Annotated in this window: 4 protein-coding genes and 1 pseudogene; all 5 read right to left on the reverse strand. The window is 69.5% G+C overall.

Features of this window, described 5'->3' with window-relative positions; translation table 11 throughout:
- Nucleotides 1-7 precede the first annotated feature (7 nt).
- A pseudogene (gene pks13, locus G6N56_RS16140) lies at nucleotides 8-5,328 on the reverse strand (polyketide synthase Pks13).
- Nucleotides 5,329-5,422: 94 nt separating this feature from the next.
- The gene (fadD32, locus tag G6N56_RS16145) at nucleotides 5,423-7,318 is read right to left on the reverse strand and encodes a long-chain-fatty-acid--AMP ligase FadD32 (RefSeq protein WP_085258371.1); all 1,896 of its coding nucleotides are present in this window, start codon (nucleotides 7,316-7,318) and stop codon (nucleotides 5,423-5,425) included.
- A 268-nt stretch (nucleotides 7,319-7,586) separates the two neighbouring features.
- Nucleotides 7,587-8,597: a carboxylesterase Culp6 gene (culp6, locus tag G6N56_RS16150; RefSeq protein WP_085258372.1), complete on the reverse strand. Its 1,011-nt coding sequence runs from the start codon at nucleotides 8,595-8,597 to the stop codon at nucleotides 7,587-7,589.
- Between the two features lie 255 nt (nucleotides 8,598-8,852).
- Nucleotides 8,853-9,761 carry an esterase family protein gene (locus tag G6N56_RS16155; RefSeq protein ID WP_085258373.1) on the reverse strand — a complete coding sequence of 303 codons (909 nt, stop codon included), beginning with the start codon at nucleotides 9,759-9,761 and terminating at the stop codon, nucleotides 8,853-8,855.
- Nucleotides 9,762-9,917: 156 nt separating this feature from the next.
- Nucleotides 9,918-10,955, reverse strand: a complete 1,038-nt coding sequence (gene ag85A, locus G6N56_RS16160) for a diacylglycerol acyltransferase/mycolyltransferase Ag85A (protein WP_085258374.1) — start codon at nucleotides 10,953-10,955, stop codon at nucleotides 9,918-9,920.
- Between the last annotated feature and the right edge of the window lie 8 nt (nucleotides 10,956-10,963).

Raw genomic sequence — 10,963 nt, forward strand, 5'->3', positions numbered from 1 at the left:
TCCGTCACTACGTGCCTACCTCACTCGTCCGGCGGTTGCCTCGATCTCGTTCAGCGCCCCGGTCAAGTGGGCGCCCACCTTGGCGATGTAGGGCTCGTCGATGGCCTGGATGTGCTCGCCACCGATCGGCACCACCTCAAGGTCGGCCACGTACTCACCCCAGCCGCCGTCCGGCTTACGGGTGGCGTAGGCGGGCTCGAACGTGATCGCATCGTCATGGTAACGATCGGCCATGTACAGGGTGACGTGACCGTCGTAGGACTGGTACTCCGCGGTGTCGATCGCCCGCTGGTCCAGATACGACGTCCGCTGGTGCTCGATGATCCCACCCGGGATCTGCACCCCGCTCGCCTTGATGGCCTCCAGGACGAACGTGACCTGCCCCTCGTCGTCGAGCTCCTCGAGCTGCTCGTAGGGGATCTCCGGGACCGTGACGTTGAAGGTCCGCTCGGCGAACCGCGCGTAGCGGTCCCAGCGCTTGCGGGTCTCCTCCTTGGTCTTCAGGATCGGCTCTCCGGGCATCACCGCGTCGATCAGCCCGACGAACCGGACGTCCTTGCCGAGCCGCTTCAGACCGATCGCGCAGGCGTAGGCCAGCGCGCCGCCCAGTGACCAGCCGGCCAGGATGTAGGGCCCGTCGCCCTGCATCTCGATCAGCTTCGGCACGTACTGCTCGGCACGCTCCTCGATCGAGCCCTCGACGCGCTCGAACCCGTACATCGGGGTGTCGGCCGGCAGGCGGTTGAGCAGCGGCTCGTACACCACGGTCGACCCGCCGGCCGGGTGGAACACGAACACCGGCACCTTCGAGCTGCCCTCCGGACGCGCCCGCAGCGTGCGGACGAACCCGTCGACCACGCCGGCCTCGAGGTACTGACGCACCTTGTCGGCGAGCGCCTCGATGTTCTCCGACGTGAGCACGTCCTCGGCGGTGATCGGGCCTTCGGCCCGCTCGGCGAGCCGCTGCGCCATCTTGGCGGCCGTGTCCTCGTCCAACTTGGGCAGCGGGTTGAAGATGCCGCCCGGCGACTTACCCGTGACGATCGCCCACGTGGCGAAGGTGACGCGCTCGGCCGCGTCGCGCGGCGGCACGTCCGAGCTGAGCGCCTTGGCGATCGCCTCCTGGTTGAGCGCCTCGGCGGCGCCCTTCAGGTTCGGCTGACCATTGGACTGGCCGTTGGCTGGGGGGCCCGACGGATTCGTCGGCGGAGGCGGGATCGGCACCTCGGAGGCTGGCGCAGGGGCCGCCGGCTCGGCCTGTGTTTCCGGCTCAGCTCCCCCGCGAGCGGGAGGTGGCCCCTGCGGGTCGGGCGCCGGCGCGGTGACGTTGGCCAGCGTCGCCCCGCTCACCAGCGCCGCCTGCGCCCGGGCGATCTCCTCGGGCGTCTGCGTCCGCTGGTACTCGTGCAGCTGCGAGACCTCGTCGCGGTGCTCGACCGCGTACTTGATCAGCTCTTCCACGTTGTAGAGGTTGGCGTCGCGGACCGCAGTCAGCTGGATCGGCGGCAGGTCGAAGTCGTATTCGACGCGGTTCTTGATCCGCACGGCCATGAGCGAGTCCAGGCCCAGCTCGACCAGTGGCACCTCCCAGGGCAGGTCCTCCGGCTCGTAGCCCATGGCCGCCCCGACGATCGCGCCGAGCCGCTCGGCGATGCTCTCGCCCGAATCCGGGGACCACTTGGTGAAGCCGGCCGGCATGTAGCGGTTGGTCAGGCTGTCCTCGAGAGTCTCGGATCCCGCCTCGTCGACCGGCGCGGTCTCCGAGCCGTCGGCACCCACACCGGCCGGGGCGGCGATCGCCGTGCCCGCGCCGACCGCCGCCGGCAACACCGACTGCGCCCCGCCGCGGGTGACCAGGGCGTCGTACACGAGGGTGAACGACTCGTCGATGCGCGCGTGCACCTGGACCGAGGCGCCGCCCGGGTGCCGGGTCAGCGTCGTCACCAGCCGCGCGCCCTGGCCGGGCGCCGCGCGCTGCTCGGACGCGGTCAGCTGCGCGTCCGGGATCACCTCGGCCGCAGCGGCTTTCACCAGCGCGGGCAGGTCCGTCAGGCCGCGGGGGTTGTACTCCCACACGTGGCGGCCGTCCGGCAGCGCGACGTGGTTGCCCGGCATCAGCACCGAGCTGCTGCCGTGCGAGAAGTGGACGTCCAGCCAGTGCTCTTTGCGCTTGAACCGGGTCGGCGGGATGTTTGCGTAGTCCTCGGGTCGCGGCGGCCCGTCGGGGCGGGTGAACAGCGTCCAGATGTCCAGGTCGTGCCCGTAGACGTAGAGCTGCGCCATGGTCGAGATCATCGACTCGACCTCGTCCTGCTTGCGGGCCAGCGTCGGGATCAGCTGCGCGTCGTGCAGACCGGCGCTGGCCGTCGTCAGGCCCACCTGCATCAGCGCCACGGGGTTGGGCGCCAGCTCCAGGAAGGTGGTGTGCCCGCTGTCGACGGCGTTGCGGATGCCCTGGGTGAAGTAGACGCTGTGACGCAGTCCCTTCTTCCAGTAGTCGACGTCGTGGAACGGCTCACCGCCGGGCTTGATGTAGCTGCCCTCGTGCACGGTCGAGTAGATGCCCACGGTCGGGCTCAGCGGCTTGATGCCCTGCAGCTCCGCTGCGAGCTCGCCCAGCAGGGGGTCCATCTGCGAGGTGTGGCTGGCGCCCTTGGTCTGGAACTTGCGGGCGAACTTGCCCTCCGATTCGGCGCGGGCGATGATCGCGTCCACCTGTTCGGGCGGGCCGCCGATGACGGTCTGGGTGGGTGCGGCGTAGACGCACACCTCTAGGTCGGGGAAGTCCGAGAACACGGTCTTGATCTCGTCGGCCGAGTACTCCACCAGCGCCATCAGCCGGATGTACTCCCCGAACAGCATCGCCTCGCCCTCGCCCATCAGGTGGGAGCGCGAGCAGATGGCCCGGGTCGCGTCGCGCAGCGACAGGCCGCCCGCGAAGTAGGCGCACGCGGCCTCGCCCAGCGACTGCCCGACCACCGCGGACGGCTTGGCGCCGTGGTGCTTGAGCAGCTCACCCAGCGCGACCTGGATCGCGAAGATGGTGACCTGGGTGGTCTCGATGCCGTAGTCCTGCGAGTCGTCGAGGATCAGTTCGAGGACCGAGTAGCCCAGCTCGTCCTGGATCAGCGCGTCGACCTTCTCGATCCACTGGGCGAACACCGGGTTGCGCAGGTACAGGCTCTTGCCCATCTTGCGGTGCTGGGCGCCGAATCCGGCCAGCACCCACACCGGCCCGTTGCTCACCGGCCCGTCGACGCTGAACACGCCCGGGCGCTGCTTGCCCTCGGCGACCGCCCGCAGGCCCTTGATGGCCTCCTCGTGGTCGTGGGCGAGCACCACCGCGCGGGACCGGCCGTGGTTGCGCCGGGACAGCGACCGCCCGACCGACTCCAGCGACGACGCCTGGCCCTCGGGGCTTTCCAGCCAGTCCGCCAGCTCGGCGGCGGCCGCCTTCTTGCGCGACGTCAGGAACGCCGAAACCGCCAAGGGCACAAGTGGCTTGGCAGGACCTTCAGCTTCCTCTTGCGCCGCAAGTTCTTCCAGCGCCGCTTCCTTGAGGCGCAGTGCCTCCTCGGTGACGCCCGGCAGCTCGTAGTCGTCCTCCTCCGCGGAGGGCGCATCGGTGAGGATCTCGCCGAATTCGTCGAACCGCAGGGAGTGGCCCTCGAAGCTCGGCGCCTCGACGGCCGGGGCCGCCTTCGCCTCGGGTTCCGCTGCCGGCTCGGCCGTCTCCACGACGTCGCGCGGCAGCACCTCACGCACCACCACGTGCGCGTTGGCCCCGCCGAAGCCGAAGCTGGACACGCCCGCCAGCGCGTAGCCGCCGTAGCGCGGCCAGTCGGTGGGCTGATCGACCACCTTCAGGTGCGTGGCGTCCCAGTCGATGTAGGGGCTCGGTCCGGCGAAGTTGATCGACGGCGGCAGCTTGTCGTGCTGCAGCGCCAGCACCACCTTGGCCAAGCTGGCCGCGCCGGCCGCCGACTCCATGTGGCCGACATTGGTTTTCACCGCGCCCAGCAGCGCCGGCCGATCGGCGGGACGGCCCCGGCCGACCACGCGGCCCAGCGCCTCGGCCTCGATCGGGTCGCCCAGGACGGTCCCGGTGCCGTGCGCCTCGATGTAGTCGACGGTGCGCGGATCGATCCCGGCGTCCTTGTAGGCCCGGCGCAGCACGTCCGCCTGCGCGTCCTGGTTGGGCGCGATCAGGCCGTTGGACCGGCCGTCGTGGTTGACCGCGCTGCCGGCGATCACGGCGAGGATCTGGTCCCCGTCGCGGCGGGCGTCGTCGACCCGCTTGAGCACCAGCATGCCGCCGCCCTCGGAGCGGGTGTAGCCGTCGGCGTCCGAGGAGAACGACTTGATCCGGCCGTCGGGGGACAGCACCGCGCCGATCTCGTCGAAGCCGAGCGTCACCGCGGGCGTCAGCAGCGCGTTGACGCCGCCGGCGACGGCCACGTCGGCTTCGCCGTTGCGCAGCGCCTGCACGGCCTGGTGGACCGCGACCAGCGAACTCGAGCACGCGGTGTCGACCGCGACCGAGGGTCCGCGAAAGTCGTAGAAGTACGACACCCGGTTGGCGATGACCGACATCGCGTTGCCGGTGATCGCGTAGGGGTGCGCGACGGTGGGGTCCGAGATCGCCAGGAATCCGTAGTCGTGGTTCGAGACGCCGACGTAAACGCCGACGGGTTTGCCGCGCAGGCTGGACGCCGGGATGCGGGCGTGCTCCAGCGCCTCCCAGGTCAACTCCAACGCCATCCGCTGCTGCGGGTCGATGTTGTCGGCCTCGGTCTTCGCGACGGCGAAGAACTCGGAGTCGAAGCCCTTGATGTCCTTCAGATAGCCGCCGCGGGTGCGGGCCTTCGCGACTCGCTCGGCCAGCCGCGGCTCTTCGAGGAATTCCGACCAACGGCCCTCGGGCAGGTCGGTGATGGCGTCGCGGCCCTCGATCAGCGCCTGCCAGGTTTCGTCCGGGGTGTTCATGTCCCCGGGCAGCCGGGTCGACAGGCCGACGATCGCGATGTCGACGCGCTCGGCGGGGCCGGTGCGGGTCCAGTCCGTGTTGTCGTCGCCCGTGGTGTCGGGCTCGGGCTCGCCCTCGATGATCCGGGTCGCCAGCGACTCGATGGTCGGGTGCTGGAAGGCGACCGCGACCGACAGGGTGACGCCGGTCATGTCCTCGATGTCGGCGGCCATCGCCACCGCGTCTCGGGACGACATCCCGAGTTCCACCATGGGCACCGACTCGTCGATGGCGTCGGGCGACTGCCCGGTGCACTTCGCCACGTAGTTGCGCAGCCACTGCCGCATCTCGGGGATCGTCATGTCGGTCTTCGCGGGGGTACGCGTCACCTCGGCGGAGCCTTCGGGGAGTGAGTTCACGTCGAATTCTGTGTCAGCCATGGTCGTAGACAGTCGATTAGTTGCCGGTGGCGAAAACGGTCGGGGAGCCGATGCCGCTGCGCAGACTGCCGTCGAGGTAGGCGGTGCGGCAGGCGCGGCGGCCGATCTTGCCGCTAGAGGTGCGCGGGATCAATCCGGCCTGCACCAGCAGCAGGTCGCGGACGGTCACGCCGTGGCGCACGGCGATCGCGGCGCGGATGTCGTCGGCGATCGGCTGGTAGTCGAGCTTGTGCGCCCCGGCCGCGCGCTCGGCGACGATGACGAGCTGCTCGGAGGTGTCCTCGGGGTCGTACTTCACCCCGGCGTGCGGGTTGTCGAACACCTCCTGGGGCAGCTGGTTGGCCGGCACCGAGAAGGCCGCGACATACCCGGTCCGCAGCGCCTTGTTGGCCTCCTGCGCGGAGTACTCGAGGTCCTGCGGGTAGTGGTTGCGGCCGTCGATGATCACCAGGTCCTTGATCCGGCCGGTGATGTACAGGTTGCCCTTGTAGAAGGTGCCATAGTCACCGGTGCGGACCCACAGCGCGTCGTCGGCCGCGCCCTCGGCGTGCGAGGGGTTGGCGCGCGACTTGAGGATGTTGCGGAACGTCTCCTGGGTCTCCTGCTCCTTGTTCCAGTAGCCCAGGCCCATGTTGTTGCCGTGCAGCCAGATCTCGCCGATCTGCCCGTCCGGCAGTTCCGTGGCCGTGTCGGTGTCGACGATCACCGCCCATTCGTCCACGCCGACCACCCCGGCGGAGACCTGGGCGACGGCGTTCGGGTCGTCTGCTGGTACCTCGACGAAACGATGGTCGTTGAGCGCATCGCGGTCGACGTGGAGGACCAGCGGCGCCTCGTCCATCGGCGTGGTGGAAACGAACAGCGTCGCTTCCGCCAGCCCGTAGGACGGCTTGATGGCGGCCTCGCGCAGGCCGTACGGCTTGAACGCCTCGTAGAACTTGCGCATCGACGCCGGGGATACGGGCTCGCTGCCATTGAGGATGCCGCTGACGTTGCTCAGGTCCAGCGGCGGTTCGCCGTCCCGGGGCGCCCCGCGGAGCGCGGCGTGCTCGAACGCGAAGTTGGGCGCCACCGAGTAGACTTCGCCGTCCTCGTCGTCGGTGCGCGCCATGGCGCGGATCCAGCGGCTGGGCCGGCGCACGAACGCGGCCGGGGTCATGAAGGTCATGTGGTGGCCGAACACCGGCGACAGCATGACGGTGATCAGGCCCATGTCATGGAAGAACGGCAACCAGCTGACGCCGCGGTCGTTCTCACGTCCCTTCATGGCCAGCGCGTCCAGCACCTGCACGACGTTGGTGGGCAGGTTGAGGTGGCTGATCTTGACGCCGGTGGGCGTGCGGGTGGACCCGGACGTGTACTGCAGGTAGGCGATGGTCTCCTTGTGGGATGTCGGCTCCTGCCACGTCGAGGCGACCTCGTCGGGCACGGCGTCGACGGCGACGACGCGGGGACGTTCCTTGGCCGGGCGGCCGCGGAAAAACTTGCGCACGCCCTCGGCGGAGTCGCTGGTGGTGAGGATCGTCGACGGGGTGCAGTCGTCCAGGACGGCGTGCAGCCGCCCGACGTGGCCCGGCTCGGCGGGGTCGAACAGCGGCACCGCGATCCGGCCGGCGTAGATGGTCCCGAAGAAAGCGGTGAGGTAGTCCAGGTTCTGCGGGCACAGCAGGGCGACGCGGTCGCCCGGCTCGGTGACCTGTTGCAGGCGGGCGGCGATCGCCCGGTTGCGCTTGCTGAAGTCACGCCAGGAGATATCGCGGGCGATGCCGTCGCGTTCGGTGGAGAAGTCCAGGAAGCGGTAGATCAGCTTGTCGCCGCGCACCGATGCCCACCGCTCGATGTGGCGAGCCAGGTTGAGATTGTCGGGGAACCGGATCTTCCCGTTCACGATGAACGGGTTGTGGTACGCCATTACGCTCTCCTGTCACAACAGTGTTCGGTCGGCCAGGCCGACGGTTGCCTCTGGTGCCAGCGGTGCCGACATTGATCCTGTGCCCGGGTCAGCCTACGCACGTCACCGAGTCGCGAGCGGTGGTCGCTACCCGGGCCGGGTCGCAACAAACGTCTAGATGCTCTTAAATTCTTCTTAATGTTACGGGGCGGCCCGCGGCACACCAAATCACAAGGTACCGCTGATTTCTGTTGGGAAGCCGCTAGCTAACGCCTGTGTCCAGTGTCGGTTAACCATGTTTGGGGTGCGGCGCGTTCGCGATGAGGCCCTCGGCCCAATTCAGCGTCCAGTCCGTCGCCGGCGCGCCGTCGAGGCTCCAGCACTGCGTGGTCGCGTACAGCGCGTGCACCGGCTGCCCGGCGCCGCCGGCCAGCGTGTTCAACGTATTCGGCAGGCTGGCGACGCTGAACGCCTCCTGGGGCGCGGCGCAGATGAGGTCGCCCGGCGCGCAGATCTCATTCGTCTTGCCGTTGAGCGCCCCGAAACCACCCGGCCGGGCGCCGGTCATGGTCAGTCCCAGCCCGGAGAGCATCGGGATCTCGTGCAGGGTCACTTCGGCACCCTCGCCGGGCGGGTTGGGTCCGATGTCGTTGCCAACGCCCTGCTGCCGGCGGCCGTCGGCGATCAACGTCACGCCGAGCACAAGGTCGTCGTCCACGGGGCCGCGGCCGTTGCCGATGTCGCTGGCGATGTCACCGGCGATCACCGCGCCCTGGGAGAAGCCCATCAGCACGTAGCTGGTCAGCGGGCATTTGGTGTTCATGTCGGTCATCGCCTGGACCGTCGCGCGGGTGCCCTCGGCGCGGCTTTCGTTGTAGGACATCTGCGGATCGCCGGCCAGCGGATTGTGGAACTGAGCCGTGTACGGGGTGGTGTACGTCTGTGCCCGCGACGACGGGAATTGCTGGGCGATCGCTACGGTGACCCGGTGCAGCAACGCATTGGGGAATAGCGTGGGGTTGACCGGATCGTCCTGCGGCGAGGACTCCCAAGTGCCGGGAACGACGACAACCTGGACATCCGGGCAGGACGCGTCCTGCGACGAGGGCCTGGGCTTGTGCGGGTGGATCGTCGTCGAGGCCGGCGGAAGCACGCCCGGCGGCACCGCGCTGGGCGGCGCTTCGCGACTGCGCAGCAGTAGCACCGCAGCGGCAATGACAAGCAGCACCACGACGGCCACCGTCAGGGCGGCCACCCACGCGAGAATCCGGTGGCGCTTACGCCGGGCGTTGGTGGCCATCTTCTCCTGCCAGCAGATTCGGTCGGTTCGTCGGTGTTGGGTGCGGGTCCACGGCGGGGCGGCGCGGCCCTCCCCGCCTGCGCTGCACCCCTACACGGTACCGGCATTTCGGGCGGGGCCATCCGGCCCGAATGCCGCCCGCTTGGGTGCCGAACTGTTCGTCGGGCACCCATCGCCGAGATGGCGGCGAAGGTCGCGCTTTGTCGCGGACCGCGACCGCCGCGGCAATCTCGGTGCCGAATCAGAAGACGGGAACTAGCGGATGGCTCCGACGATGTCGCCCGACATGGCGCCCAGCTGGCCCGACCACGGGCCCCAGCCGTTGTCGCCGCCGGGGAAGTCGAAGTGGCCGTTGTGGCCGCCGACGCTGCGGTACTGCTGGTAGAACTCCAGGGCCGTCCCGGTGGCCTGGTCCGGAACACCCAGCACGGCCGCTGGGTCGCTGGCGCCGCCCTTCGCCGACCAGATCCAGACGCGGGTGTTGTTCTGCGCCAGCAGCGACGCGTGCACCCACGGGTCGTGCCACTTCCACCGGCCCAGCTGCGGGGCGCCCCACATGCCGTTGCCGTCGACCCCGCCGAACTGCTGCAGGCCCGCGAGGATGGCGCCGTTCACCGTGGTCTCGGACGGATAGAGGAAGCCCGACAGGGAACCCGCGAACCCGAAGCGATCGGGGTGGAACGTGGCGAGGGCCAGGGCGCCGTAGCCGCCCTGCCCGGCGCCGACCGCGGCGTGCCCGCCGGGCGCCAGGCCCTTGTTGGCGGCCAGCCAGTTGGGCAGCTCGCTGGACAGGAAGGTGTCCCACTGCTTGCTGCCGTCCTGCTCCCAGTTCGTGTACATGCTGTAGGCGCCGCCGGCCGGGGCCACCACGGAGATGCCCTTGCCACCCAGTGTGTTCATCGCGTTGCCGGCGGTCACCCAGTTGCTGACGTCCGGGGCCGCGTCGAAGGGATCGAGCAGATAGACGGCGTGGGGACCGCCGGCCAGGAACGCCACCGGGATGTCGCGGCCCATCGCGGCCGACGGGACCATGAGGCTTTCGTATCCGGCGGCACGGGCCTTTCCGGGGGCTCCCGCCAGCACCACGACACCGCCCAAGCCGATCGCCAGCGCCACTACACCCCACATCCGCACCAGCGCCGAGACACCCCGTACGACCCTCATGTCCACCCTCCATCGTCTAGCCGCTGTGAGCACATTAGCCAGCGCCGGATAGGCCCCGGCCCGCAGGGTAGTGAAATAGACCACACCGCGGGGCCCCCTAAACAGACCGACGGCGGCGCCCCAGGGGGTCGCCGCCGTCGGTCGCGTTGGTGCGGGTTAGGTGCCCTGGCCGTTGCCGGCAGCCGCCGCGGTTGCCGGACCGGCGCCCGGGGTCGCACCCAGGGTCCGCTGGAGGTCGGGCTTCATCGCGTTGAGCTGCGCGCCCCAGTAGGGCCAGTCGTGCGTGCCGTTGGCGTCAAAGTTGAACACCGCGTTGTGTCCACCGGCCGCGTTGTAGGCGTCCTGGAACTTCAGGTTGCTGGTCCGCACGAAGCCCTCGAGGAACTTCGCGGGCAGGTTGTCGCCACCGAGGTCCGACGGCTTGCCGTTACCGCAGTACACCCAGATGCGGGTGTTGTTGGCGACCAGCTTGCCGACCTGAAGCGAAGGGTCGTTGCGCTGCCAGGCCGGGTCGCTCGACGGTCCCCACATGTCGTCCTTCTTGTAGCCACCGGCGTCACCCATGGCGAGGCCGATCAGCGACGGACCCATGCCCTGCGAGGGGTCCAGCAGCGCGGACAGCGAGCCCGAGTAGATGAACTGGTCCGGGTGGTAGGCCGCCAGGATCAGGGCGGACGAGCCGGCCATCGACAGGCCGACGGCGGCGCTGCCGGTCGGCTTGACCTGCTTCTGCGAAGACAGGTACTGCGGCAGCTCGCTGGTCAGGAACGTCTCCCACTTGTAGGTGGTGCAACCGGCCTTACCGCAGGCGGGCTTGTACCAGTCGGAGTAGAAGCTGGACTGGCCGCCGACCGGCATGACCACGGCGATGCCCGACTGGTTGTACCACTCGAACGCCGGGGTGTTGATGTCCCAGCCGTTGTAGTCGTCCTGCGCGCGCATGCCGTCGAGCAGGTACAGCGCGGGTGCGTTGGCGCCACCGCTTTGGAACTGGACCTTGATGTCGCGGCCCATGCCCGCGGACGGAACCTGCAGGTACTCCACCGGCAGACCCGGGCGCGAGAACGCCCCAGCCGTCGCGGAGCCCCCCACGACGCCGATCAGACCCGACAGCAGGGCCGCGCCGGCGGCGCCCACCACGAGCCGTCGTGGCATACGTGCCACGGCGCCGCGCAACCTGTCAACAAGCGTCATCCTTGCTT

Source organism: Mycobacterium saskatchewanense, from assembly GCF_010729105.1.
Classification (GTDB): Bacteria; Actinomycetota; Actinomycetes; order Mycobacteriales; family Mycobacteriaceae; genus Mycobacterium; species Mycobacterium saskatchewanense.

Coding starts and splice junctions, on each gene's coding strand:
- G6N56_RS16155 (WP_085258373.1), bottom strand. CDS start 9,761: ATGAGGGTCGTACGGGGTGTCTCGGCGCTGGTGCGGATGTGGGGTGTA.
- ag85A (WP_085258374.1), bottom strand. CDS start 10,955: ATGACGCTTGTTGACAGGTTGCGCGGCGCCGTGGCACGTATGCCACGA.
- culp6 (WP_085258372.1), bottom strand. CDS start 8,597: ATGGCCACCAACGCCCGGCGTAAGCGCCACCGGATTCTCGCGTGGGTG.
- fadD32 (WP_085258371.1), bottom strand. CDS start 7,318: ATGGCGTACCACAACCCGTTCATCGTGAACGGGAAGATCCGGTTCCCC.